The sequence below is a fragment of the Acidiphilium multivorum AIU301 genome, assembly GCF_000202835.1.
In the GTDB taxonomy this organism is placed as follows: Bacteria; Pseudomonadota; Alphaproteobacteria; order Acetobacterales; family Acetobacteraceae; genus Acidiphilium; species Acidiphilium multivorum.
Genome location: NC_015186.1, coordinates 2,054,907 through 2,080,481 on the forward strand (window position 1 = coordinate 2,054,907; position 25,575 = coordinate 2,080,481).

Sequence of the window (25,575 nt, forward strand, 5' to 3'; positions counted from 1 at the left end):
CGACGGCCCCGCGCGGGAGGATCACCAGCGAAGGGATTTCAGATTCATGTTTTGCTTTCAGTGTGAACAGACGATGCGCTCCGAGACGGGAGCAGCGGGTTGCGGCGGGCCGAAAGGCGTATGCGGCAAGGACGAGGCGACCGCCGACCTGCAGGACGTGCTGATCCATCAGCTCAAGGGCATCGGCCAGTATGTGACGCGGCTGCAGGCACTCGGCCGCCGGGACGCCGAGGCGGACAGCTTCATTCTCTATGCGCTGTTCACCACGCTCACCAATGTGAATTTCAACCGGGCCCGCTTCGTTGAAATGATTGCCACGGCGGCGCGGCTGCGCGACCGGCTCCGCGACGCCTATGCGGAGGCGGCGAGCGAGGCGGGGCAGACCCCGGAGGCGCTGGGTGGCGCCGCCGCGTTCATTCCCGCGGATTCGCTGGTGGGCCTGCTGGCGCAGGCGAATGTCGCCAGCGTGCGCGCCGGCGCCGAGGCGGTCGGCGAGGACGTGATCGGCATGCGCGCCCTGCTGCTCTATGGCCTCAAGGGCGTTGCCGCCTACGCGCACCATGCCGAGGTGCTGGGCGAGACCCGCGAGGCGATCGCCGACGGGGTGGCGCGGGTGCTCGACCTGCTGGCCGGCGATCCGGTCGATCTCGAACTCATGCTGGAAGAGGCGCTGGCGCTGGGCCGCGTCAATTTCACCGTGATGGAAGCGCTCGACGCCGCGAATACCGGCACCTATGGCGCGCCGGCGCCGACGCCGGTGCGGATCACGCCGGTCGAGGGCAAGGCGATCCTGGTCTCCGGCCATGACCTGCGCGACCTGCACGCGATCCTGGAGGCGACGAAGGATACCGGCATCAACGTCTATACCCATGGCGAGATGCTGCCGGCGCACGGCTATCCGAAGCTGCACGCCTATTCGCATCTCGCCGGCAATTACGGCACCGCCTGGCAGAACCAGCAGACCGAGTTCGCCGCCTTCCCCGGCCCGATCGTGATGACCTCGAACTGCCTGATCGAGCCGCAGCCGCTTTACCGCAACCGCATCTTCACCGCCGGGCCGGTGGGCTGGCCGGGGCTGCGGCATATCGCCGATGGCGATTTCTCGCCGGTGGTGCAGGCGGCGAAGGCGCTGCCGGGCTTTACCCGCACCGAGCCGGAAAGGACGGTCACCACCGGGTTCGGGCGCGAGGCCGTGCTGGGGGCGGCGGAGCAGGTGATCGGCGCGGTGAAGGCCGGCGCGATCCGCCATTTCTTCCTGATCGGCGGCTGCGACGGTGCCGCGCCCGGGCGCAACTACTACACCGAGTTCGCCGAACAGGCGCCGGACGACACGGTGGTGCTGACGCTCGGCTGCGGCAAGTACCGCTTCAACACGCATGAGTTCGGCACGATCGGCGGGTTGCCGCGGATGCTCGATATCGGCCAGTGCAACGACGCCTATTCCGCGCTGGTGATCGCCCAGGCGCTGGCCGGCGCCTTCGAATGCGGGGTGAACGACCTGCCGCTGTCGCTCGTGGTCTCGTGGTTCGAGCAGAAGGCGGCGGCGGTGTTCCTCACGCTGCTCGCACTCGGGGTGCGCAACGTCCGCCTCGGGCCGACGCTGCCGGGCTTCCTGACGCCGGCGCTGCTCGACATCCTGGTGAACCGCTTCGGGGTGCGGCCGATCACCTCGGCCGAGGCCGACATTGCCGACGCACTCGCGCCGAAGGCGGCGGCCTGACGACCACAAGCCGGGACGGCCACGCGCCGCCCCGGCCCCCGCATCCGAACCAGGGATCGACCCCAGGAACCGAACGATGAACGACATCACCCTTCTCACGCGCGACGGCGCGAGTCTCGACGTCGCCTGCCCGCCGGGCGAAACCGTGCTCGCCGCCGCCGAGGCCGCCGGGCTGTTCCTGCCCTCGATGTGCCATGAAGGCAGCTGCGGCCTGTGCCGCGCCGAAATCGCCAGCGGCGACCACGATGCCGGCGGGCAGCCTGGCGAGACGATCACCCGCGACGTGCTGCTCTGCCAGTGCCGCCCGACCTCCGACATGACGGTGGCGTTGCCTTATGCCGAGTCGGCGATCCTGCGGCATCGCGCGCCGACCCGCGAGGCGGTGATCGAGCGGATCGCGCCGGCGGGCGCGAGCGCCGTTTCGCTCGCCCTGCGCCTGCGGCCGGATGCCGAACTCGGACAGGCCGCCGATTTCGTGCCCGGCCAGTATATGGAGGTGGCGATCCCCGGCACCGATATCCGCCGGGCCTATTCGCTGGCCAACCTGCCGAACTGGGACGGGCGGGTGGAATTCCTGATCCGGCTGGTACCGGGTGGCGCCTTTTCGACCTGGCTCGGAACCGAGGCGAAGCCGGGCGATGCGCTCTCGCTGCGCGGCCCGCTCGGCCGTTTCGTGCTGGACGACACCAGCCCCCGACCGCGCTGCCTGGTGGGCGGCGGCTGCGGCCTCGCGCCACTGCTCTCGATGCTGCGGCACCTCGCCGAATTCCAGGACATGCAGGAAACCCACCTGATCTTCGGCGCCAACCGCGAGGCCGAACTGTTCGCGACCGACGAGATTGCGGCATTGGCCGCGCAACTGCCCTGCCTCACCGTCACCACCGCGATCTGGCATCCCGAGGGAGACTGGAGCGGATTTACGGGCACCTCCGCCGAGGCCCTCGATTCATGGCTTTCCAACGCCGCCGCGCCGCCGGACATCTATGTCTGCGGTCCGCCGAAGCTGGTCGAGGCGGTGGTGACGACGGCGCGGTGGCATGGCGTGCCGGAGGCGCAGATTCTCGCCGAGCAGGTCCAGCTGCGTTGATCCGGACCGGCCGTGGCGATAGTGAGGACAGATGCATCTCACGATGTTCACCGATTACGGTCTGCGCACGCTGATCTTCCTCGCCCTGCGGCCGGACCGCCAGGCGTCGATCGCCGAAATCGCCGCTTCGTACGACATTTCGGATCATCACCTGACCAAGGTCGTGCATGCCCTTGGCCAGGCCGGCCTGGTCGAGACGATCCGCGGCCGGCATGGCGGGATGCGCCTTGCCCGGCCGGCTGCGAATATCGGGCTTGGCGAGGTCATCCGGGCGATGGAACCGGGCCTGGCGCTGGTTGCCTGCCAGGAGGGCGGGCGCTGCGCGATCGGCGGGTGCTGCGATCTTCAGGCCGTGATGAATGAGGCGCGGGACGCGTTTCTGGGCGTGTTCGACCGCTATACGCTCGCCGACGTTGTCTCGCCCGGAAACCCCGTGCTGATGCGGCGCCTGGGCCTCGCGATGTCGAGCGACGCCGGAACATAGAGCGGGCCAAGCCATCGGCCTGCCGAAGGCATCGCCGCGGTCGTTCATGCCGCGCGCGTGCGACGACAACGACGCACTCAATGATTCCAGCGGATTATTGCCTTTCCAGAGAACCAGAATGCGTGACGTGGAAATTCTCCGGACAGGATCTTCTTTCAAATATCCCGGCGATCCCGATACGCCGCCACCCTCGCCCGCGCCCGGATCATCAATGCCAGCGGCGCATGGCCCATCGCGAGCCGAAGCCAGACCAGATCCCGCGCATGGTCGGCGAAGCTGGTCTTGTAGCGTGCCGCCCCGGCGAGGAAATCGTAAATCTCCAGGCCTTGTTCGGCATAATGCCGGATTGCCAGCGCATGGCAGACCAGCCCCGGCTTTTCGTGCGGCACGGCCGTGTCATACGCGAAGCCGCTCTGATAGGCCGACACCGTCCGGCCGTAGCGGAAATTGTACAGATGGCCGATCAGCCGGTCGCCCGCCCTGACGGTCAGCAGATCGGCCGTACCGGCCGCGACACCCCGGGCCAGAACATCAAGATGAAACCGGCAGAACGATGGTGACATCGCCCCCGCTTGGCCGCGCCTCCGCCAGCCCGCGCGATGCAGCTCCGCCATCCGGGCAAAGGCGAGGCGGGCGTCGTCCGGCGTCGTCGCCCGTTCTAACGTCAGTGGGCCGCTCTGCTCGCAGGCGCGGATCGCGCGGCGGATCTGCCTTCGGCTGTTGGGCGACATCAGCGCCGTGACGTCGCCACCGCAGGCGCGCACCGGCGCCAGGCTGCGGCGCGGGGCCGGTTGCTGCCGCTCGACCAGCACCGTGCCGAGCCGGCGCAGGCCGGGCAGCGCCTCCGGCGCGATCCCCGGCAGGTAGACGACGCTGGCGCCGAGCCGGCCGATCGCCTGCCACCAGATCCCTGACGCCTCCGGATAGTCGCGATCGACCAGCGGTCCGTTATGCTCGACATAGGGGGCGTCGTATTCCGGGTCATCCACCGAGGTCAGGCTCAGCGAGCGCGAGAACCCTCTCGCCCGCCGGTGGAAAATCCCGATCGCCACAAGCCGCCCGGCCGCCTCGACGCGCACCACCAGCGGATGGACGAGACCATTGGCCAGCAGGGCCGCGATCCAGGTCCATGAGGTGAAGAAGGAGCCGTCGGCCCGCGCCTCCAGCGCCTGCCATTCCTCGCCAAGGGCGGCGATGTCCGGATCGTCCTCGACCACCACCGTCAGGGCCGGATCGTGATCGGAGCCCGACGGGCTGCGCTTGAAATCGAAGGTTCCACGTGTCATTAAAAAAAAGATAATTCCATAAGAAGATTAAATTGTCATGCCTGAATTGATTTCAGATCTATTTATTGCTCCGGTTCCGGCGCGGCTGCGCGAGCCTACGCCGGTTGCCACCGTCATCATCGACACGGAAGAGGATTTCGACTGGCTGACGCCGGTCGAGGGTACGCCGTTTGACACGGCCTACCTGCATCACCTCGATCAACTGAGCCCCATCCTGCGCGCCTATGGCGCCGTTCCCACGCTGCTGCTGACCTACCCCGTTCTCGAGAATCCGAAAATCGTGACCCAGTTGCGGCGGATGGCGGAGCGTGGCGATTGCGCCCTCGGCCTGCAGCTTCACGCCTGGATCACGCCCCCTTTCGCCGGGCAGCCGCGCTCGGACCTGTCGTTCGCGAGCAATCTCGATTCTGAAATCGAGGCGCAGAAGCTGGAGAATCTCCACGAGAAGTTCGTGGACTGTTTCGCGATGCCGCCAACCGTGTTCCGCTCCGGCCGCTATGGCCTCGGCCCCCATACCGCGCGGCTGATCAGCAAACTCGGCGTCTCGATCGATACCAGCCTTGCGCCGAGAACCTCGATGGCCGGCGAGGGCGGGCTCGATTACAGCGCGATCGATTTCGAGCCGTTCTGGTTTGGCGATGACCGGAAGCTCCTGGAATTGCCGCTCTGCCGGTCGGTCATCGGCTGGGGCCGGGCGTTCGGCCGCGCGGCTTACAGGTGGATCAACCAGCCGGGCCGCCGGCGGCAGATCCTTGGCGCGGCGCTGGCCCGCCTCGGCTGCGCCGAACGCGTGACGCTCTCGCCCGAGGGCAATGGCGCGGGGGCGGCGCGGCGTCTGACCGACGCCCTGCTCGCGCGGGAGCAGCGCATTTTCCCGCTCAGCTTCCATAGCTCCTCGATCTGGCCGGGCCGGAACCCCTATGTGCGGAGCCGGCGCGACCTGCATCATTTCTACGACGACCTGTCGGCCATGCTGACCGATCTCGCGGACCGGACAGGTTGCCGGTTCGTCCGGACCGATGCCATTCCCGGCCTGCTCGCCCCCGCCGGGCCGCAGCCGATGACCGCGGCGCGGTGATGGCCGGTGGCCGCGTCCTGCTGATCGCCAACAATTTCCCGCCGGTGCGCGGCGGCTCGGCGCTCGTCTACAGCGAACTCGCCCGCCATGCGAACGGCATGGTCGAGGTTCTCGCCCCCCGCACCCATTACGCCGACGATCTGCCGCTGATCGGCTGGCGCGAGCATGACCGGCAGGCCCCGTTCCGCGTGACGCGGCTGATGCTGCTGCGCACGCCTTTGCGCCAGTCGGGCGATGAACCCCCGATCGCCCGGCTGCGCTTCATCGCCTATGACCTCGCCCTGCGGCTGGCGGTGCTCGGCCGCCTCGTCGCGATTCTGGCGACGCGGCCGATCAGTGCGGTCTGCGTCGGCGAATTGATGTCCGGCGCCTGGATCCTGCGGGTGCTGCGGTTCTGGCCGGGGCTGCGCCGCGTGGCCTATGTCCATGGCGAGGAAATCACCACCGACGACAATTACGACCCGAGCGGACGCCGCCGCCGCGCCGCGCTCGCCGCCGCCGATGTCATCATCGTGGTCAGCCGCTTCACCTTTGATACCGTGGCATCGATGCTGCCGGGCGCGCGGGACCGGATCCGGCTCATCGAGAATGGCGTCGATTTCGATCGATTCGCTCCCGCGCCGGGCGGCCCGCGCGGCGACCTGATCGAACGCCATGGCCTGCGAGGGCATTTCGTGTTCGTCTCCGTCTGCCGGCTGCTGGAAAAGAAGGGCATCGACAACGCGATCCGCGCCTTCGCGACGCTGCATCGCGCGGATCCGGCGCTGCGGTTCCTGGTGGTGGGCGACGGGCCCTATGCCGGAACGCTGGCGCAGATCGCCGTGGCCGAGGGCGTGGGCGAGGCGGTGGTGTTCGCGGGGGACGTGCCGGATGCCGACCTCGCCGATCATTACCGTCTCGGCGACGTGTTCGTGATGCCCAACCGGGCGCTCGCCTCCGGCGATACGGAGGGGTTCGGCCTCGTGTTCCTGGAAGCCAATGCCGCCGGCCTGCCGGTGATCGCCGGCCGCGACGGCGGCAGCCCCGCCGCCGTGCGCGACGGCGAGAACGGGCTGCTGGTCGACGGTCATTCGGTTCCGGCGATCGCCGCGGCGATGCGCCGCCTGCGCGAGGACGCGGCGCTGCGCGCGCGGCTGGCCGAAGGCGGGCGCGCCCGCGCGAGCCGATCCGACTGGCGGCTGAAGGCGGCCGAATTCATCGCCGCGTGTCATGACGGCGCACGGCCATGAGCGGGGCGGCGGGCATCATGCCCTGGCCCGGCGCCGGAGCGATGGGCTTTGCCGATCCGGCGCGGGACCTGTTCGGCAGTTTTCTGTGGTTCGACATGATCGCCGGGGCGGCGCGGCCGCGTGATCTGGTGCCCGCCATGCTGACACAAGATGGGGCGAGCCTGCCGCTATGGTGCCGCTCACGGGCCGGCGCGCTGGTGCCGGTGGCCGGGCTGAACAGCCCCTATACGCTCGTGTTCCGGCCGGGCGGTCACGATCCGTCCGCTGTCGCCCGCCATCTCATGGGCCAGGTGCGCGGCGTCGTCCGGCTCGACGCGCTCGACCCGGACGATCCGGCCATCGCCGCGCTGGAACGGGCCGCCGCGGCGCATGGCCTCGCGGTCAGCCGGTTCGATCATTTCAGCAACTGGTTCATGCCGGTGGATGGCGATTTCGAGCGTTGGCTCTCCGGGCGGCCGGGGGCGCTGCGCAACACCATCCGCCGGCGGATGCGGGCCGCCGGCGCGTTGCGGTTCCGCTGCTTCGGCTTCGGCGCGGCGTCGCCGGGCGACGGCCCGGAGCCGGAGCCGGTCGATCTCGACCAGGCCGTCGCGCAGTTCGACGCGGTTTATGACCGATCATGGAAGCCCGCCGAGCCCTTCGCCGGGATCAACGCGCGGATCATGCGCGGGCTGGCGGGCGCGGGGCTGCTGCGCGCCGGCATTCTCGCCGATGACGACGGGCCGATCGCCGCGCAATACTGGGCGATCAGCGGCGGCCGCGCCTATCTGCTCAAGCTGGCGCATGTCGAGGGCGCTGTGGCGCGCTCGCCCGGAACGGTTCTGACGGCGCTGATGATCAGGTCGATCCTCGCCGCCGACACCGTGGATCACCTCGATTTCGGGCGCGGCGACGATCGCTACAAGCGCGACTGGGTTTCCCGGCACCGGACCATGGCCGGGCTGCTGCTGATCAATCCGCGCAGCGCCGCCGGCCTTGCCATGCTCGCCCGCGAGCGGCTCGGCGCCCTGCGCCGCGCCCGCCGGCGGCGCGGCCAGACAACCGGCGTTCCCTCATGAAAATTCTCTACAGCCACCGGATCCAGTCGCGCGACGGCCAGTCCGTGCATCTCGAGGACCTGATCGCCGCGTTCCGGCGGGCCGGGCACGAGGTCCTGGTGGTCGGCCCCGGCGCCTATGCCGCGTCGCGCTTCGGCGATTCGGGTGGCGCGGCCGGCGCGCTGCGCCGGCTGCTGCCCGCCGCCATCGGCGAACTCGCCGAGCTGGCCTATAATCTTCCCGCCTTCTGGCGCCTGTGGCGCGCGGTGCGGACATTCCGCCCCGACCTGATCTACGAGCGCTACAACCTGTTTTTCCTCGCCGGCGCCTGGGCCGCGCGGCTGTGCCGCTGCCGCTATTTCGTCGAGGTCAATTCCCCGCTGGCCGACGAGCGCGCGCAGCATGGCGGCCTGCGCCTGCAGGCGGTGGCGCGCGCCGGGGAACGCGCCGTCTGGCGCGCCGCGGACCGGGTTTTCGCCGTCACCCGGGTGCTGGGCGACATACTCGTGGCCGAGGGCGCGCCGGCCGACCGCATCACGATCACGCCGAACGGCGTCGATATCGGCCGGTTTCCCGAACCGGACCGCGCCGCCGCGCATACGCCGGTGCTCGGGTTCATCGGCTTCGTCCGCCCCTGGCACGGGCTCGACCTGATCATCGACGACATGGCTCGCGACAGCACCCTGCCGCTCGACCTCGTGATCGCCGGCACCGGGCCCGCGCTGCCCGACCTGCGGGCCCGCGCCGCCGCCCTCGGAATCGAGAACCGGGTGCGCTTCGCCGGGCTGGTCGACCGCGAGGCGGTTCCGGCCCTTCTCGCCGGCATCGATATCGCGCTGCAGCCCGCCTCAGTCGCCTATGCCTCGCCGCTGAAGCTGTTCGAATACATGGCCGCGGGCTGCGCCATCGTCGCCCCCGACCAGCCCAATATCCGCGAGGTGCTGACCCACGAGCGCAACGCGCTGCTGGTCGATCCGGGGGATCGGGCGGCGCTGTGGCGCGCGGTGCGCCGGCTTGCCGCCGACCCGGCGCTGCGCGGCCGCCTCAGCCGCGCCGCGCGCGCGGAGGTGCTGTCGCACCCCTATCTCTGGGACGAGAATGCGGCGCGCATCATCGCCCTCGCCACGCGCTCATGACGCCGCCCGCCGCGATGCTGATCCTGCATGTCTTCCCGAGTTTCGCCGTCGGCGGCGCGCAGATGCGCATGGCGACGCTGGCCAACCGCTTCGGCGCGCGGTTCCGCCACGCGATCGTAGCACTCGACCGGCAGACCGGCTGCCGCAGCCATCTCGCACCCGGCCTCGACGTCACCTTCATCGATCCGCCGGCGTCGGCCCCCTCGCTGCCCGGGCGGCTGCGCCGCATCCGCGCGATGCTGCGGGAGATCGGCCCGGACCTGTTGATCACGAGCAACTGGGGATCGATCGAATGGGCGATGGCCCGATCGCTCGCCGGAATTCGCCGGCATATCCATACCGAGGACGGTTTCGGGCCGGAGGAGCGCCAGAGCCAGTTGCGCCGCCGCGTCCTCACGCGGCGGATCGCGCTGCGGCGCAGCGAGGTGGTCGTGCCCTCGTCGACACTGAACGACATCGCCCGGCAGGTCTGGCGCCTGCCGCCGCGGCGCCTCCACTACATCGCCAACGGCATCGACCTCGAGCGCTTTCATCCCGCCGCGCCGGCCCGGACCGAGGGGAGCGGGCTGACGGTGCTCTGCGTCGCCGGATTGCGGGCGGAGAAAAATCTCGGCCGGTTGCTGCGCGCGCTCGCTCTGGCCGACCTGACGCCGCGGCCGCGCCTGCTCATCGCCGGTGACGGCCCCGAGGGTGCCGCGCTGCGGGATCTCGCCGCCCGCCTGTCGCTCGATGTCGAATTTCTCGGCGACATCGCCGATCCGGCGCCGCTCTATCGCGCGGCGGATCTGTTCGCGCTGTCCTCGGACACCGAGCAGATGCCGCTCTCCGTGATCGAGGCGATGGCGAGCGGGCTGCCCGTGATCGCGACGGCGGTGGGCGATATTCGCGCCATGGTTTCCGAACAAAACCGGCCTCTGCTCGCCCATTGCAGCGACGAGGCGCTGGCCGGCGCCTTCAGGGCGGCCGGGACGATGGATTTGACCGTGATCGGCGCGGCCAATCGCCGCCGGGCCGAGACGCTGTTCGATGTGGCGCGGATGACGGCGGACTGGCTCGGCCTCCTCGCGCCGTGCGCGCCAAACGGAGACCTCAGACCCAGATGATCAATCCGAGAATGACGGCCCAGGCCGCGACCGAGACGAGAAAAATCAGCAGCGCCGCCTTCGGCCAGGCGAGCCGTTCAGCATCCTCGCGGCGCATATGTCTTGCCGCGGCACTCAGACGCGACAGCATTCCGATCTCAATTCACCCGCGATGCTTGTTGAAACGACGTCTTACATTCGCCTCACAAGACGCATTGTCAATGTGAAATTATGATATAATTATAGCGAAATTCAACTATGACCTATTATTGTTTTGTATCGTAAAAAAACCGTGAAAGCTTCCATTTTTGACAATGACGATATGACCGGTCTCGGACATTTGGCCCCATGTGCGGCCTGACCGGATTATTTCGGAGCGACGCTGTTTTTGCCCGGTCCGGTCCGGTCGATGGCGCCCTTCTCCAGCGCATGACCGATGCGATCGCGCATCGCGGCCCCGACTCCGAAGGGCTCGCGCTCGACGGGCAGATCGGGCTCGGCTTCCGCCGGCTTGCGGTGATCGACCTGGCCGGCAGCCCGCAGCCGATGCACAGCGCCGACGGGGCGCAGACCATCGTGTTCAATGGGGAAATCTACAATTTCCGGCAGCTTGCCGCCGAACTGGCGGTATTGGGTCAGAGCTTCCGCACGCGGGGGGACACCGAAACCATCCTCAATGGCTGGCGCCAATGGGGTGCGGGGGTGCTCGACCGGCTCGATGGCATGTTCGCCTTCGCGCTGTGGGACCGGCGGACGCGCCAGCTTCTGCTTGCCCGCGACCGGATCGGCAAGAAGCCCCTCTATTACGGCACGGCGCCGGACGGCACGCTGGCTTTCGGCTCGGAACTCGCCGCGCTCAGGCCGGTGCCGGGCCTGACCGACCGGCTCGACCCGACGGCGATCGAGGATTTTCTTGCCCTCGGCTATATTCCCGACCCGGCCTCCGCATTCCGCGACATCCGCAAGTTGCCGCCCGCCCATGCGATGCTGATCGAGGCCGACCGGCCGCTGCCGGCCCCGTTCCGCTACTGGAGCCTGCCGCGCGCCCATCCGCCGGCCGACGCGCATGAGGCCGCCGGTGTCATGGGCGGATTGTTCGAGGATGCCGTGGCCAGGCGAATGATCGCCGATGTTCCGCTCGGCGCGTTCCTGTCGGGTGGCATCGATTCGGGCTGCGTCGTCGCGCTCGCGGCGCGCCGGACCGACCGGCCGCTCCGCTGCTTCACGATCGGCTTCCCCGAGGCCGACGAACGGGAGGCCGCCAGCGAGATCGCCCGCCACTGCGGGGCCGAGCACGAAACCGCGGAGATGTCGGCTCACACCATCCTCGGCGATGCCGCGGCCCAGGCCGCGATGTTCGGCGAACCGTTCGGCGATCATTCCTCGGTGCCGAGCCGCGCCGTCGCGGCCCTGGCGCGGCGTCACGTCACCGTCGCCCTGTCCGGCGATGGCGGTGACGAGGCATTCGGCGGGTATCGGCGATACCGGTTCCATCATCTTACCGACGCGGCGCGGCGCATGCTGCCCGGGCCGGTCCGACGCCGCGTGATCGGCACGATCGCCCGCGCCTATCCGAAGCTCGACGCCGCGCCGCGCTGGCTGCGGGCGAAATCGACGCTTACCGAACTCAGCCTCGACTCCGCCGAGGCGTATTACCGCAGCGTCGGCCGCAGCGAGGCCGCGACGCGCCACGGTTTGTTCAGCGCCGGCTTCCGCCGCGATATCGAGGGTCACGACCCCGCCACGCGCTTTCATGCCGTCGCCGCCGACCATGAGGACGACGATGCGCTGCGCGTGGCCCAGCGGATCGACCTCGAAACCTGGCTGCCCGGGGACATCCTGGTCAAGACCGACCGCACGAGCATGGCGGTCGGCCTCGAGGTGCGATGCCCGCTGCTCGACCCGACGCTGCTGGCTTTCGGCTTGGCGCTGCCGGCGGATCTGAAGCTGCGCGGCGGCCGCGGCAAGGCGATCCTGCGCGATGTGGCGGCGTCGCTGCTGCCCGCCTCGGTCATGAATCGCCCGAAACAGGGGTTCGCCGCCACGCTCGGCCCGGACATGCGCAAGGCGGCGCCGCAGTTGCGGGAGATGCTCTGCGGCCCGCAATCCGCCCTCCTGGCCAGCACCTGGTTCGATGGCCCCGCCGTGGCCCGCCTGCTCGATGCCCATGCGAGCGGCCGGCGCGACCATACCGCGCTGCTCTGGCACCTTCTGGTGCTCGACAGCTTCCTGGCCGACTGGCAGCACCAGCGCCGGGTGCCCCATGACAGCTGACCCTGGATCCGCCGGCCCGCGGGACGGCACGGCCTCGCAGGACGCCGGCCTCGCCAGCCTGGCCGGCGAAGGCTCGATCCTCAGCCGCACGGCGCGCGGCGCCGGATGGGTGATTGGCTGGCGGTTCTGCACCCGGTTCATCGGCCTGTTCAGCACGCTGATCCTGGTGCGTCTGCTCACGCCGGCCGATTTCGGCATTGTCGCGCTCGCCACCAGTTTCGTTCAGGGCTTTGGCCAGCTGTGCGAAGTCGGCGTTGAAGATGCGATCATTCGCGATCCTCACCCCGACCGCGCCCTCTATGATACGGGCTTTACCATCAACCTGATCCGCGGCTTCGGAGTGGCGCTGGTGCTGCTGATCGGCGCATTTCCGATCGCCGCGCTGTTCCACAATCCGAATCTGGCGCCGGTGCTGCTGGCCGTGGCGGGAATCAGCGCGCTGGGCGCGATGGAGAATATCGGCGTCGTCGATTTCCGCCGGTTCATCGCCTTCGACCGCGAATTCGTCCTGAAGATCATCCCCCGCATCGTTCAGACCGCTATCGGCATCACGCTCAGTTTCATCCTGCGTTCCTACTGGGCGCTGATCATCGCGCTGCTGACCAACCAGGCGATCACCACCATGATGACCTATCGGCTGCATCCCTACCGCCCGCGGCTCAGCCTGGTCGCCTGGCGCCGCATGGCCGGCTATTCCGCGTGGATCTGGGTGAATAACCTCGTTTCGCAGCTCAATTCGAACGGCACCAATTTCATCATCGGGAAAATGCTCGGCGTTGGAGCCGTCGGCATTTTCGGCCTCGGCAACGAAATTGCGGGTCTGCCCAACACTGAACTGGTCGGCCCCCTCTGCCGTTCGGCCTTCTCCGGCTTCGCCCATGCGCGGGCCGATGACGACAATGGAGCCAGCCTGCTGCTGCGCCTGCTCGCGTTGATGACCATCATCGCCCTGCCCGCCGGGCTCGGCCTGTCGCTGACCGCCTATCCCATCGTGCAACTCGGGTTCGGCAAGAACTGGATCGGCGCCGTGCCGCTGCTTCAGATCATCGGCATCGCAAATGCATTCAGCATCTTCGGCATGATCAGCGGAGTGGTGTTCAGCGTGAGGGCCTGGATGAAAGCCCTATTCAAACTTGGAGCGGCCGTCACCCTCACGCGCCTCGGCCTGATCATCGTGCTGTTGCCCGTTTATGGCCTCCCCGGCGCAGCCATTGCCATTGCACTGACCGACATCGTCAACCAGCTGGTCCTTATCGTCGTGACCGTTCATCGGCTGGACCTGTCGCTGGGTACCGTGCTTGGCCGGATCTGGCGCAGCATCGCCGCCGCCGCATTGATGACCGCGCTGCTGGTAACACTGCATCTCGGTTGGAGCGATGAACCGGGCACCGACCGCTGGCAGGCGATCCATCTCGGTGCGGCCGTCATGATCGGTGCGATCAGCTATACCGCATCGCTGATCGGCCTATGGCTTCTGGCCGGCCGGCCAGAGGGTGCCGAACGCGACCTGCTCGATTTTCTTCGTGCGATGCTCCGGCGCATCGAGACAAGGCGGCTTCCGGCATGAAACGTCTTTACCTCGTTTTCGCTCTTGCCGCCGTCGTCCTCCCGCGCGGAGCTCGTGCGCAGAGCTTTGTGATGGCGCCGCCCGTGCCTCGCGCTCCGGGTGCGCTGACAGGCGTCGTGCTTGAAAACACGACGCACCACGCCCTGCCGCCGCGCCTGATCACTTTTGCCGCCATGTTCGCTGACGGCGCCCTGCCCCGCGGCACCGGCATCAGTGCGGGCGCGCTGCCGGCACAGGCCGATGTGAAGCTGCGCTATCCGGACGGCTCGGCCAAATTCGCGGTCATCACCCTGCAAACACCGCCTATCGCCGCCGCCGCCAATGCCAGCCTGCTCCTGCGCGCAAACGGCCGCGCCGCCCGCGGTACAGTGGCGATCGCACCGGCGCTGGCCGCCCATCCAATCACCATCAAGGCCGTGATCACGCCCAAAGGCGGAACACCCCAAACCTTCACGATCGACCTCAGCCGCTGGTATCGACGCGCCCAGGCAGCAGATCGTCTGTCAACCTGGCTGCAAGGCCCGCTGGCCCACCAGGTCCGGCTCAGCCGCACGCTGGCCAGTTCGCTCCGCCTCGTGGTCGATCTGACGGCCTATCGCAGCGGCGCGATCGGCGCGGACATCCAGTTCGACAATGACCGCGCCATGACATCGTCGGGCGGTGCCATGCGCGAAACCGTCAGCATCAGCCTCGGCGGAAAGACGATCTATCGCGTCGGCCCGCTGACGGAGCACCAATATCAGGACTGGCACGTCGTCCTGCGTACCGATGGCCGCGTGCCGATCAACGTGGTGCATGACATCGCAGCGCTGGAGCGTCTGGGCGCGATTCCCCATTATGCGTTGCACCCAGGGGCGGCACCCAGCCTGCTGGTGGGATATCGGCGCGCAATCATGCAACCGGGTTGGGACGCTCCGCTCGCCGCCGATGGCGTGACCCAATATATGCCGACCACGGGCGGACGCGGCAGCATTGGCCCCACCACCCGCGCCAACGCGGTCTGGCTGATCAGCCAGAACCCGATTGCCGCGGAGTATGCGATCGGGCAGGCCGATGCCGCCGGCGCCGTTCCCTGGCACATGTGGTATCCGAAAGCCGGCAATTTCCTGACCACCGCCGATTTTCCGAATATCTGGACCGATCCGCGCGGCGGCCCGCATTCCTACACGACTGGCCTCACGCAGCAGGTGGGAAATACCGGCTGGACCCCAGACGCCTCCCATCAGCCAGACCTTGCCTACATTCCCTACCTGCTGACCGGGCGCCGCTATTATCTCGACCAGCTGAACGCCCAGGCCAGCTTCGCCGAGACCGACTTCTGGCCCGCGGCGCAGGCTCGCAACGGCGGCGAAGGGATTGTCGTCGGGTCGGGCAATCAGGTGCGGGGGGCGGCGTGGGACCTCCGTGAAATCGCCGAGGCCGCCTACATCAACCCCGACCACAGCACCATGCGCCGCTACTTTGCCCGCATGGTCGCCAACAACTTGGATTTTCTCCGCCGCAAAATCCCCATCTGGCAGGTCCGCGAAGGCGAGGCTTATGGATATGTACCCGGCGCCTATGGCAATGGCGCATCAATGGCCCCGTGGCAGCAGGATTTCTTCGCCACCACGATGAGCCGCCTCGCCCGGTTTGGGGAGCAAGGCGCGCGCGTCGTGGTGCGCTGGCAGACCCATTTCCTCGCAAATTCACTGCTCCCGCTCGCCCGCGGCTTCAACCCGCATGACGGCATTGCCTATAACCTGGCGACCTACGACCCCTCGACCCACCAATATTTCACCAGCTGGGCTGCGATCCGTCGCGCGACCGAGCGAGGCGGCCAGGCCAACGGCACGGGCTGGTCGCACAGCCAGGGCTATTACGCCCAGACCCGCCTTGCCGCGCTCGCCGGGATCATCAACACGACCCACTCCGCCCGGGCACGCGCGGCCTATCACTGGCTCGATCACGCCAACGCCCCGGAAACCAGCCCGGAGGCGCGCGCCGAGCAGCCCCAATACTGGATCGTCCCGGGACGCGCTCCATGACCATCCGCCGCGTTCTGATGGTCCCGCCGATCAGATGGTTACCTTATCGGGAAACGGTGGGAGAGGATGGCGGGCCGGTTCCCCAACGTCTCGACGCCGCACTGCACGATCTTGGATGGTGCGTTGATATTCTCGACCCCGGCGTCCGGCCGTGGAATCCGTTTGGCGGCATGAATCCATTGCTTCAGTCGTTCGACCCGCTCCGCGCACTCAAAATCCTTGCGCGCAAACGGCGTTATGACCTGATCGTCTCCGTCTTCGAAGGCAATGCCGCTCCCCTGCTCATGGCCCGTCATGTTTTCGGCTTCCGCACCAAGATCATTCTCTGGGATGTCGGATTAACCGAGACATGGCGGCTGCGTATGCGGGTTCTCGATTACGTATTGCCGCGCGTTGACGGAGTCATGGTCCTCGCCTCCGAGCAAAAACGCTATATCGAGGCGAAGTGGCGCTTGCGGGCGCCCGTTCAAATGATTGGCCACTCGGTCGATACCGTATTTTTTCGACCGCAACCCATCGAACCCGATGACTTTGTACTGTCGCTCGGCAATGACGCGAGCCGAGACTACGGAACCTTGTTCAAGGCCGTTTCGCCGCTCGCCACTCATGTCAAGATCCGCACATCCCCAGCGGTCGTCGCAGATCTCAATCAACCCGAAAACGTCGAAATCATCGGCAAGCCCCTACCATTCCCCGATCTGCGAACCCTCTACGCCAAGGCAAAACTGGTCGTGATCCCCCTCGTCGAAACGCTGAACGCGGGCGGCATCAGCGCCGTTCTCGAAGCGGCAGCCATGGGCAAACCCCTCATCGTCACCCATACCGCCGTTCTGAGCGACGTTCTCAAACCCGGGGAGACTTGCCTGACAGTCCCTCCAGATGATCCTCAAGCGCTTCGCCACGCCATTGAAACATTATTGGCCAAGCCTGATCTCGCTCAAAAGCTCGGAAGAGGGGCGCGTGATTTTGTAGAGCGGACCCAGTCACAGTCGGCCTTCGCAGCGCGATTGGCGGGCGCGATGGATTTTTATAAAGACGAAGGCCTATCATAGCATGTCAAATTACGAAGATTACCCAGCGGTCGCTATCATCGTTCTGAACTGGAACGACTCAAAAAATACTATCGCATGCATTGAGTCTCTTCAAAGAATCATCTATCCGAAATTCAAAATTTATATAATTGATAACAATTCGGAAGATAGTTCTATTGAAAATATAAGAAAAATATTTCCTTATATTGAGATATATAATTCTGGTTCAAATTTAGGGTGGGCTGGTGGTAATAATTATGGAATAAAACTTGCAAAATTGCATGGGTACAATTATTTTTATTTAATCAATCCAGATATCCGTGTTGAGCCAAAAACACTATCCGCTCTTGTTGAGGCAATTGACGCTGAGGATGTTGCGGCTGTCGGTTCGGTTGTGATCTCATATTCGAACCCGGATTGGCTTGAATTTGCTGGATCTCAGCTAACGTCGGAGTCGGGGTTTTCGCGACAAACCTCAATGAAAAAGTCAGAATTTGTATTTGACGGCCCTGATATTGATGTTCCAGAACTGAAAGGATGTTCATTTTTAATCACCGAAAAAGGATTTGACAAAATAGGATATTTCGATGAGCGCTATTTTCTAAATTATGATGAAACGGATTGGTGTTTTCGAGCGCGATCAAATAACATGCGCTGTGTGTTTTCAAAAAAATCTATTTGCTTTCATATTGGGGCACAAACATTTGGCGGAGTTAGTTCACCATTATATCGCTACTTTATAGCAAGAAATAGAATATTTTTTGCAAGGAAAAATCTCGATAAAAAATCGTTGATATTTGCATGGCGGTGTATGGCATGGGAAATAAAATCAGTACTTTTGGGCCGTTCTATTGAAAAAAGAGGCCTCAAAGTGAAGGGAGCTCTATTGTTAAGTTTATTTCTTTCTCTTCGCGACGCGATATTTAACAGGCACGGTAACTGCCCGCCACTGGTACGGAAAATCAATAAAGTTTGATCTTGTATCTAGTAGTCACCTCTGGAATGCAACCCGCTCTCGTCGTCATCATCCTGCATTATGGTAGCTTCGCCGATACCCGCGCCTGCCTCGCCGCGCTGACGCCCGGCCTGCCGGCCGACTGGCGGGTTCTGGTCATCGATAATGGCACCGGGACGGGGGCGGCCGACACGCTGGGCCGCGAGTTTCCGAGTATCGACACCGTCACCCTGCCGGCCAATCAAGGTTGGGCCGGCGGCAATAATGTCGGGATCGCGTGGGCACGATCGCGCGGCGCAAGGGCCGTCTGCCTGCTGAACAACGACACGCTGGCCGCCGTCGGCGCGTTCGCGCCCCTGCTCGGCGCGCTCGATCAGGTTGGAGACTGCCTGTTGCACCCCGCCATCGATTACGGCGATCCTGGGGATGGTATCCAGCTTGACCCCGCCCAGAATCCCTCCAGCGCGGCACTTCAAGGCCAGCCGCACCTTTACCCGCTTGATTTCGCCTACGGTGCCTGCCTGATGATCCCGTGTTCCGTGTTCGACCGGGTCGGGATGTTTGACGAACGGTTTTTTCTTCAGCTCGAGGAGACCGATTTCTTTCTCCGTGCGAAGGCGCTCGGCATACCGAGCCTGTGCCTCAATTCCGCGCGGATCATCCATTTCGAGTCACGCAGCTTCGGCGCCCGCATGACGCCCCGCAAACTGTATTATATCGCGCGCAATAAGTTCCTGTTGTGGGAAAAGCATGATCGCTCCCCGATCGGCCTGTTCCGCGTCATTCGCGATCTATACTGGCAAGCCGCCAAGGAATCCGCAGCCCCGCTGCTCTGGCTCGTCTCCGGTCAGCAGGGCGCCAAATCGATACGTGCCGGCGTTTTTGACTATTTTCGCCGACGCTTCGGCGCCGCATCCAACCGCTAATCGACTGCTTGAATTGGTGGATAATACCACTGCCCCTATCGTCACCGCACTGACTTGGCTTATCGATGAACGCCCCGCGCTATGATCATAAGTACGGATACCCTGGCGCAACTGCGCCTGGCAGTGAATTTTATCGCCTCTACTCTTTCACAACCGAGCATCGGCAAGTCACATGAATAAACGTGGCTACACTGTCATGAATAAATCGACATCGATCTATCTGGATCTGATCCGCTTTGTCGCGGCTTTCATCGTCTTCGCAAGCCATGCCGCTGGCGCCCGGCTGACAGGTGGCCTCTTCTGGCAAATCGGCCCCTATGGCGCGGAGGCCGTAGACGTATTCTTTGTTCTGTCGGGCTTTGTCATCGCCTATGTCTGCGATACGCGCGAGCATGATCTGACGGAATACGCCATCAGTCGCTGCGCCCGCATCTACTCGGTCGTCGCACCTGCGCTGATATTGACATTCGTTCTCGATGCGCTCGGCCGCGCCGCCAAGCCCTCGCTTTACACCGCCGACTGGGGGTATGCTTGGACGGGCCGCGTGTCCCAATTCCTTCATGCCATAACCTTCACAAACCAGATCTGGTTCAATCGAATAGCGCCCGGATCCGATTTGCCATTCTGGTCATTGGGCTTCGAGGTCTGGTATTATATCGCGTTCGGCGTTGTGATGTTCACATCGAAGCGTCGACGCGTCGTCTTGATGATATTGGCCTTGTTGATCATGGGGCCGAAAATCGATGCGCTTTTGCCCATTTGGCTAATGGGCGTGGCGGCCTATCATGCACTCGCCAAATGGGTCATCCCCCTCACGCTCGGCTGGCTCATGTGCGTTGGCGCGATCATCGCGTGGGGAGGCTACGAGTTCCTGGCGTGGCACCTCGGTCGGCCGGTTGCAGCGAACTGGCTGGGGCGCGCCCACATCATTCAAGATTATATCATCGGGACGCTGTTTACGCTCCACCTGATCGGTTTCAGACGTATTTCCCATGTCCCGGCGGGGATTCTGACCAAGTCAGCGGCCCCGATCCGCTGGATCGCGGGCTCAACTCTGACCTTGTATCTCATGCATCTGCCGCTTTTACAATTCGTTGCCGCCGAGTCACCTTGGCCCGTGACGGCATGGCAAACCCGATCGATGGAACTTCTCGGCGTGCCGCTCACGATATTGGTTGTCGCGCAATTCACCGAGCGTCGGAAGAAAATCTGGCGTGACGTCTTTCGCAATATTTTTCAGAATTTTGCCGAAATTTCCGCAGGATAAGAGGGTGATGTGATCGGATCGCTTGCGTCCATATGTCCGGCCTGTTGGTGCGCTCGCGCATGAACGCTGGCCAAGATGGTTTCCGCGAGGCGAGTTCCGAACAATGGAGCGACCGCATAGAGGGCCACTGGCAGCCTCGGAGTGTCTCGCGTCGGGGATCGATCGATCACGCCATCTGCTCGTCATCTTGCAAGTTCCGACATCGGTTCACACGGTTGGAGATGAGTTGATCCCGTGTCTAGCCGATCTCTAAACGGCGCCCGATTCGGCGGGGGCGCCGATTTCATGGTGTAGGTCACTCCCGTCAGTGACCGGCCGCCAGTGAGTGGTCCGTGTTGGAAGTTAGTGCATTGTTGTCTCCGCCGCCATGGCCGGTCGCCGGTGGAGCGAAGCGGAACCGGAGGGCGGCCGTGGCGGCGTCGCGGTTTCCGGGGCCGGCGGGCGATATCCGAGCGAGCTGTGTGGCCTGACGGTATTGTAGTGCCGCCGCCAGGCCTCGATCAGGATCTGCGCTTCCGCCAAGGTGTAGAAGATCTCCCCGTTGAGCAGTTCATCGCGCAGCGAACCGTTGAAGGACTCGCAGTAGCCGTTTTCCCATGGCGAACCTGGCGTGATGTAGAGCGTCTTCACACCGATCCTGCCAAGCCATTCCCGCACCGCCCGGGCGATGAATTCAGGACCGTTATCCGACCGTATATGCGCCGGCGGCCCTCTGGTGACGAACAGTCCTGCCAAAGCGCCCAGCACATCCTCGCTCCTGAGCCGTCGCGCGACCGGCAGGGCCAGGCACTCCCGGCTGGCCTCGTCGATGATCGACAGGATCCGGAACTTGCGGCCGTCGTGGGTCCGTCCCTCGACGAAGTCGTAGGACCACACATGGCCGGGATACTCAGGCCGCAGCCGGATACATGACCCGTCATTGAGCCAGAGGCGTGAGCGCTTCGGCTGCCTTTGCGGCACCTTGAGACCTTCGCGCCGCCAGATCCGCTCGACCCGCTTGCGGTTCACATGCCATCCCGCATCTCGCAGCAAGGCCGTCACCCGCCGATAACCGTAACGACCATATTGCCGGGCCAGGGCGATGATGTCTCCGGTCAGGGCCGCCTCGTCATCCGCCCCGCGTGGCACCTTGCGCTGCGTCGATCGATGCTGTCCGAGCACGCGGCACACCCGCCGCTCGGAGACAGACATCGTTCCTCTGATGTGATCGATACAGCGCCGGCGCCGCGCGGGGCTCAGAAGTTTCCCCGTGCCGCCTCCGTCAGGATCGCCTTGTCCAGCGACAGATCGGCCACCAGACGCTTCAGCCGGGCGTTCTCCCGCTCCAGTTCCTTCATGCGCCGCGCCTGGTCCATCTTCAGGCCGCCATACTCCTTGCACCACCGATAATAGCTCTGCTCGGTGACGCCGATCCGACGGCACGCATCCGCAACCGTCCCGCCCTGCGCCAGAACAAACTCAGCCTCGCGCAGCTTGCCAATAATCTCTTCCGGCTTGTGATTCCTCGCCATCCCAGTCCTCCTTCAGGCCAAATCCAAAACAGATCCCGGACCACTCAGAAGGCGGCAGATCACCGTCACCAGTTCGCAAAAGCACTATCGTCTCTCACCCCCCTCACGATTTCGTATAAAGCCGCTACAGGTGCGTAAAATCCTCTGCTTAACTAGGACAAGAAGGCAAGAGCGGGAGCGGTGAGAAGAACGCCGACAGCCGGAATCAGATGGTCCCACCCGGCCGGAGCTGCCGGGTGGGTAGAACAGATCAGAACTTCGCGGTCAGCGCTGCGATGAACTGGCGCGGCGCGCCCGGCTGCACCAGGATCGCGTTCGCGGTATTTGCTCCAGCGGCATTGGTGCCGAAATAGCCACCGGACGTAATATAACCGTTGTCGTTGTATTTCGTATCAAAGACATTGTTGATGTTGAAGGAGAGTTCGAGAACCTTCACCGCGTGCGACAGGCTCTGCGGCACCGGAATGTTCGCCGCGATCGACAGGTTGGCGACGTTGAATCCCGGCAGCTTGCGCGACGAGACGTTGTTGGTGTTGTTATTGAAGTAGTGCTGCGCGCCGGTGTACTGGTCGAGGAAGCCGAGTGTGACCAGCGTCGAGCCGATGAAGGTGCGGTAGTTCAGGCCGAAATTGAGCAGGATGTTCGGGTTATAGGCGATCGGCTCGTTGTGATAGACGACGTTGCCGGTTTCGTATTGCAGATACTTGTTGTTGTCGAAGCTTGCATTGACGAAGGCGCGCCAGTGGAAGTTCGGCTCGACAGAAGCGTCGATCTGCACGCCCTGCAGACGCGCATTCGCCGCGGCCAGCGAGGAATTGACGATGTTCGCGTGATAGATCGCGATCGCTTCGTTGGTCAGCGTATCGTTGAAATAGTTCAGGTTCAGCGTCGCGTGATGCAGGTAGGGCACATGGTCGCTGAACAGCTTGAGGCCGATCTCATAATCCCGCGCCTGGGTCGGCTTCAGGAACGACAGATTGGGCGAGGTCGACTGGTTGGCGCCGAACGCATTGTCCGTCGGGTTCTGGTAGGAGAGCGCCATGCTGCCGTAGAGCGCGGCCCAGGGCACCGGCTCGTAGCGCAGCCCGATCGAGGGCTCGGCGCGGACAAAGGTCTTCGAGGCATCCGCCGCACCTACGGCATTCGTGCCGCCGATCGGCAAGTCGTTGTGGAAATCCGTATGATACGAAACCTCGGCAATGCCCGGCGTGATCGAAAATCCCCGGAAGGGGTGGATCGTGTCCTGAAGGAAGCCGTTGGCGTAGGTGGTGTAGAGGGTGAACTGCTGGATGCTGGCGGGATTCGCCTGCGTAGAGCCGCCGACGCCGAGATCGTTGTAGCCGCGATAGGGCGAGAAATACCGCTCGTAGATGACATAGCCGCCGAACTTGATGTCGTTATATGGCAGGTGATAGTCGAAGAAGAGATTGTCGCCATACTGGTTGGTGGTCGGATAATAGTATTCGGCATTGGTCGCATTCGGCACATAGGCGGCACCGGACAGCGGGGAATTCGTGCCGTAATTGTTGATGCGGTAATGAACGCGATGCCCCCAGCGATACCAGATATTGTTGTGGAACGTCATGTTCTTCGACAGGGCAACCGACATCTTGCTGTAGAGGATCGTGTCGCGCACCTGCAACTGCTTGAACCAGATATCCGGTGTGCCGGTGCCGTAAAAGCCCGAGGTCTGTTGGCTGAACAGTGGCGAACCGGAATAGCCTGTTACCGTGACACCGGGGATCGGCGTCAGCGGAATGAAGTTCGGCCGCGGCGCGTATTCGACGTTGTTGTCGTTATAGACGGCGAAACTTAGCGAGCCGTTGGCGAAGTCCTTGACCAACTTGGCATAGATCGCGTGCGACTGCGCCGGCCAGGAATAGTGCCCGACCGAAGTGCCGCCCCAGTAGCTCTTGGCGCCCGCGTAGCCGCCGGCAACAACGCCGCTCCAACCGTCATATTCACCGGTGTCGAAGATGAAATGAAGATTTTCGGTCTGCTGGCTGCCATAGGCGATGCCGACCTGGTAATGCGGGTGCTTGGTCGGCTGCACGGGAACGTAGTTGATCGTGCCGCCGACCGAGTCGAACCAGCGGGAGTCGGGGTTACCCGGCCCGTAGATGATATTGATGCCGCTGAATAGCTGGGTAATCGGGATTTCGTTTGAATCCCACTGGCCATTATGGGAAATCGTGTTGTTCATCGGAATGCCGTCGAACAGCACGGTAAGTCCATTGCGTTCGGCGTCGCCATTTGTCGATGACCAGCCGACCTTGGAGCCGCGCAGCTGAATCTGATAGCGGGCGGTGTCGGAATTACCGCCATAGCCGCGGATCTGCACGCCCGGCGCCGCCGACAACACACCGGCCGAACTGGTCGAGGGACCGAGCGCTTGGATGTCCTGGCGGCTGACCACGGCCTCGGACTGCGAGGACTTGAAGATCTTTTTCTTGGTGAGCTTGACGCTCGATTTTCCGAGATGAGTGTAGTAATCCGATGTCGCGGTCGCCGAGACCTGTCCGGCGCTGACGGTCTGCGCGGAGGCCCGTGGCAGGATGACAGCAAGACTCGCGCCAGCAAGCAGCAGGGTGCGCAATGTCGACCTTGCTGATTCGGAACGAACATATTTCATGATCAGACCTTCTCCCAGTTTGACGCAATGGCGGCAGCACCTCAGGCATCAGAGGCAGGCTGCGTTCGAATCTCGGTGGGGAGGTAGCCTTCGAGTTACAGTCTGTCACGTTATGTTTTGAAGTCAACGCGAACACGGCGACATCATTTTGAAATATTCGATTGCGATTTAGTCAGTCGAATGCGAGCCGGCGGATCGGGTTACCAGATCGATTTACACATTTTCTGAATAGGCCTGTCCGAGTGCCGAGTCGGGGTGTTCCGTCGCGTATGATGTGCGGCAAGGAGTGGCGTGGAGCGGCCGCCGTCAATGAGATGCGAGGTCAGCGTCTCATCGGCGGCGGACGCGGCGCGGACGCCCGGAGGCGTCAGGCCAGATGGCTGGTCTTCGCCCGTTGGTGCAGGCGAGCGGCTCCCGGCCGGTATAGCCCGCGACCGCGCCCGGCCGGCCGGCCTCAGGCGTGAAGGGTCTTGAGAAACGCAATGATGTCGAGTGCCTGCGCGCGCGACAATCGGCCCTTCCAGGCAGGCATTGGCCGGTCGAGGCGGTCGCCATCCTCGTCGCGGGCATCGAGGATGGCGCGGACGAGAAGTTTCGTGCTGTGATGATAGGTATTTTCAAGCCCCGGCGCTTGCAGATCGGCCGAGACGGCCTTGCCGAAATGCAAGCCGCCGGCGCCATTGGCACGGTGGCATCCGCTGCAATGGGACACATACAACGCCTTTCCAGCGCTGACGCTGTTGGCATCCGCAAGGCTTCCTCCGGCGAGCACGATCGAGAATGCAATTCCGGACAATACGCGTTTCAGCATTTCAGACTCCAGTGTATTGAATAGCCATGACTTGGCGCGGCGAGATTCCGGGATCTGCAGGCGACGTCTGACTTGCCGAAATACCAGTTAACCGCGTACGTTTTCGTATCCGTAACAACGTCCTTCGAGTCAACCTGCCCGCGTGGGAAACGATCGGGCGATGATCATACGTAACTCACCGGAAGTCCTGGTGAATTCAGCGGCGACGGTTCAGTGCTCACTTTTCTTCGGAGACCCTTCAGAGAAATTTCACGGAATTGACTTTCTTAGCGACGCTTACACGTAGGGCGCGGCGATGCCGACGACATCGGCGCAGAGCTTGCTTTCCGTGTCAGGCGCTGGATTGGGGTAGTGTCCGGGGTCGTGGTGGACTTTTGGGCCCCGTAACGGTGTAGTTTGAGGTGGCCATCGGATCAGTCGGCTATGGTGGAGTTG

General features: G+C 64.3%; 20 protein-coding genes. 15 read left to right on the top strand and 5 right to left on the bottom strand.

Annotated features, from left to right (window positions below):
• The first annotated feature begins 46 nt into the window (after window positions 1–46).
• The 3 genes from hcp (at window position 47) to ACMV_RS09235 (ending at window position 3,291) form a co-directional block, all read left to right on the top strand.
• On the top strand, window positions 47–1,720 hold the full coding sequence (gene hcp, locus ACMV_RS09225; RefSeq protein WP_041664838.1) for a hydroxylamine reductase: 1,674 nt from the start codon (window positions 47–49) through the stop codon (window positions 1,718–1,720).
• Window positions 1,721–1,796: 76 nt separating this feature from the next.
• Entirely contained in the window at window positions 1,797–2,807 is a 1,011-nt protein-coding gene (locus ACMV_RS09230; RefSeq protein ID WP_013640227.1) for an FAD-binding oxidoreductase, read from the top strand.
• 31 nt (window positions 2,808–2,838) lie between these two features.
• Window positions 2,839–3,291 carry an RrF2 family transcriptional regulator gene (locus ACMV_RS09235; protein WP_013640228.1) on the top strand — a complete coding sequence of 151 codons (453 nt, stop codon included), beginning with the start codon at window positions 2,839–2,841 and terminating at the stop codon, window positions 3,289–3,291.
• A 155-nt stretch (window positions 3,292–3,446) separates the two neighbouring features.
• Here ACMV_RS09235 and ACMV_RS09240 read toward each other — a convergent pair whose 3' ends face one another.
• Window positions 3,447–4,577 (bottom strand): GNAT family N-acetyltransferase, encoded by a 1,131-nt coding sequence (locus ACMV_RS09240; protein ID WP_013640229.1) that lies wholly within the window; start codon window positions 4,575–4,577, stop codon window positions 3,447–3,449.
• A 37-nt stretch (window positions 4,578–4,614) separates the two neighbouring features.
• Between ACMV_RS09240 and ACMV_RS09245 the strand changes: the two genes are divergently transcribed.
• From ACMV_RS09245 to ACMV_RS09265, 5 genes are read left to right on the top strand one after another with little or no spacing between them, the layout of a single operon-like run.
• On the top strand, window positions 4,615–5,655 hold the full coding sequence (locus ACMV_RS09245; RefSeq protein WP_011942501.1) for a polysaccharide deacetylase family protein: 1,041 nt from the start codon (window positions 4,615–4,617) through the stop codon (window positions 5,653–5,655).
• Window positions 5,655–6,884, top strand: coding sequence for a glycosyltransferase family 4 protein (locus tag ACMV_RS09250; RefSeq protein ID WP_011942502.1), 1,230 nt, complete (start codon window positions 5,655–5,657; stop codon window positions 6,882–6,884). The genes ACMV_RS09245 and ACMV_RS09250 overlap by 1 nt, the downstream gene beginning before the upstream one ends.
• A complete protein-coding gene (locus ACMV_RS09255; protein ID WP_013640230.1) occupies window positions 6,881–7,942 on the top strand; it encodes a GNAT family N-acetyltransferase in 1,062 nt (353 codons plus the stop codon). The genes ACMV_RS09250 and ACMV_RS09255 overlap by 4 nt, the downstream gene beginning before the upstream one ends.
• Window positions 7,939–9,057: a glycosyltransferase family 4 protein gene (locus tag ACMV_RS09260; RefSeq protein WP_013640231.1), complete on the top strand. Its 1,119-nt coding sequence runs from the start codon at window positions 7,939–7,941 to the stop codon at window positions 9,055–9,057. Before ACMV_RS09255 ends, ACMV_RS09260 begins: the two co-directional genes overlap by 4 nt.
• On the top strand, window positions 9,054–10,160 hold the full coding sequence (locus ACMV_RS09265; protein WP_013640232.1) for a glycosyltransferase: 1,107 nt from the start codon (window positions 9,054–9,056) through the stop codon (window positions 10,158–10,160). Before ACMV_RS09260 ends, ACMV_RS09265 begins: the two co-directional genes overlap by 4 nt.
• Here the strand turns inward: ACMV_RS09265 and ACMV_RS21165 are convergent.
• Window positions 10,147–10,290, bottom strand: a complete 144-nt coding sequence (locus ACMV_RS21165; protein WP_007421449.1) for a hypothetical protein — start codon at window positions 10,288–10,290, stop codon at window positions 10,147–10,149. The two genes, ACMV_RS09265 and ACMV_RS21165, sit on opposite strands and share 14 nt — an antisense overlap.
• A gap of 197 nt (window positions 10,291–10,487) precedes the next feature.
• Between ACMV_RS21165 and asnB the strand changes: the two genes are divergently transcribed.
• The 7 genes from asnB (at window position 10,488) to ACMV_RS09300 (ending at window position 20,186) form a co-directional block, all read left to right on the top strand.
• Window positions 10,488–12,413, top strand: coding sequence for an asparagine synthase (glutamine-hydrolyzing) (asnB, locus tag ACMV_RS09270; RefSeq protein WP_041664839.1), 1,926 nt, complete (start codon window positions 10,488–10,490; stop codon window positions 12,411–12,413).
• Complete coding sequence (locus ACMV_RS09275; RefSeq protein WP_013640234.1) at window positions 12,403–13,980, top strand: lipopolysaccharide biosynthesis protein; 1,578 nt, start codon at window positions 12,403–12,405, stop codon at window positions 13,978–13,980. Before asnB ends, ACMV_RS09275 begins: the two co-directional genes overlap by 11 nt.
• Window positions 13,977–16,007: a hypothetical protein gene (locus ACMV_RS09280; protein ID WP_041664840.1), complete on the top strand. Its 2,031-nt coding sequence runs from the start codon at window positions 13,977–13,979 to the stop codon at window positions 16,005–16,007. The genes ACMV_RS09275 and ACMV_RS09280 overlap by 4 nt, the downstream gene beginning before the upstream one ends.
• Window positions 16,004–17,059 carry a glycosyltransferase family 4 protein gene (locus ACMV_RS09290; protein ID WP_013640236.1) on the top strand — a complete coding sequence of 352 codons (1,056 nt, stop codon included), beginning with the start codon at window positions 16,004–16,006 and terminating at the stop codon, window positions 17,057–17,059. Before ACMV_RS09280 ends, ACMV_RS09290 begins: the two co-directional genes overlap by 4 nt.
• A gap of 1 nt (window position 17,060) precedes the next feature.
• Window positions 17,061–18,014: a glycosyltransferase family 2 protein gene (locus tag ACMV_RS19780; protein WP_013640237.1), complete on the top strand. Its 954-nt coding sequence runs from the start codon at window positions 17,061–17,063 to the stop codon at window positions 18,012–18,014.
• A 26-nt stretch (window positions 18,015–18,040) separates the two neighbouring features.
• Window positions 18,041–18,919 carry a glycosyltransferase family 2 protein gene (locus tag ACMV_RS09295; RefSeq protein ID WP_013640238.1) on the top strand — a complete coding sequence of 293 codons (879 nt, stop codon included), beginning with the start codon at window positions 18,041–18,043 and terminating at the stop codon, window positions 18,917–18,919.
• 172 nt (window positions 18,920–19,091) lie between these two features.
• Complete coding sequence (locus ACMV_RS09300) at window positions 19,092–20,186, top strand: acyltransferase family protein (protein ID WP_081479236.1); 1,095 nt, start codon at window positions 19,092–19,094, stop codon at window positions 20,184–20,186.
• A 342-nt stretch (window positions 20,187–20,528) separates the two neighbouring features.
• On the opposite strand, the gene ACMV_RS09305 is transcribed toward ACMV_RS09300, so the two are convergent.
• The 3 genes from ACMV_RS09305 to ACMV_RS09320 form a co-directional block, all read right to left on the bottom strand.
• A protein-coding gene (locus tag ACMV_RS09305) for an IS3 family transposase (protein WP_085947337.1) occupies window positions 20,529–21,697 on the bottom strand; the annotation gives its coding sequence in 2 pieces (ribosomal slippage) (window positions 20,529–21,436 and window positions 21,436–21,697; 1,170 coding nt in all).
• Between the two features lie 250 nt (window positions 21,698–21,947).
• Entirely contained in the window at window positions 21,948–24,329 is a 2,382-nt protein-coding gene (locus ACMV_RS09315) for a TonB-dependent receptor (RefSeq protein WP_013640242.1), read from the bottom strand.
• 454 nt (window positions 24,330–24,783) lie between these two features.
• Window positions 24,784–25,140: a c-type cytochrome gene (locus tag ACMV_RS09320; RefSeq protein ID WP_007424704.1), complete on the bottom strand. Its 357-nt coding sequence runs from the start codon at window positions 25,138–25,140 to the stop codon at window positions 24,784–24,786.
• Window positions 25,141–25,575: the final 435 nt, after the last annotated feature.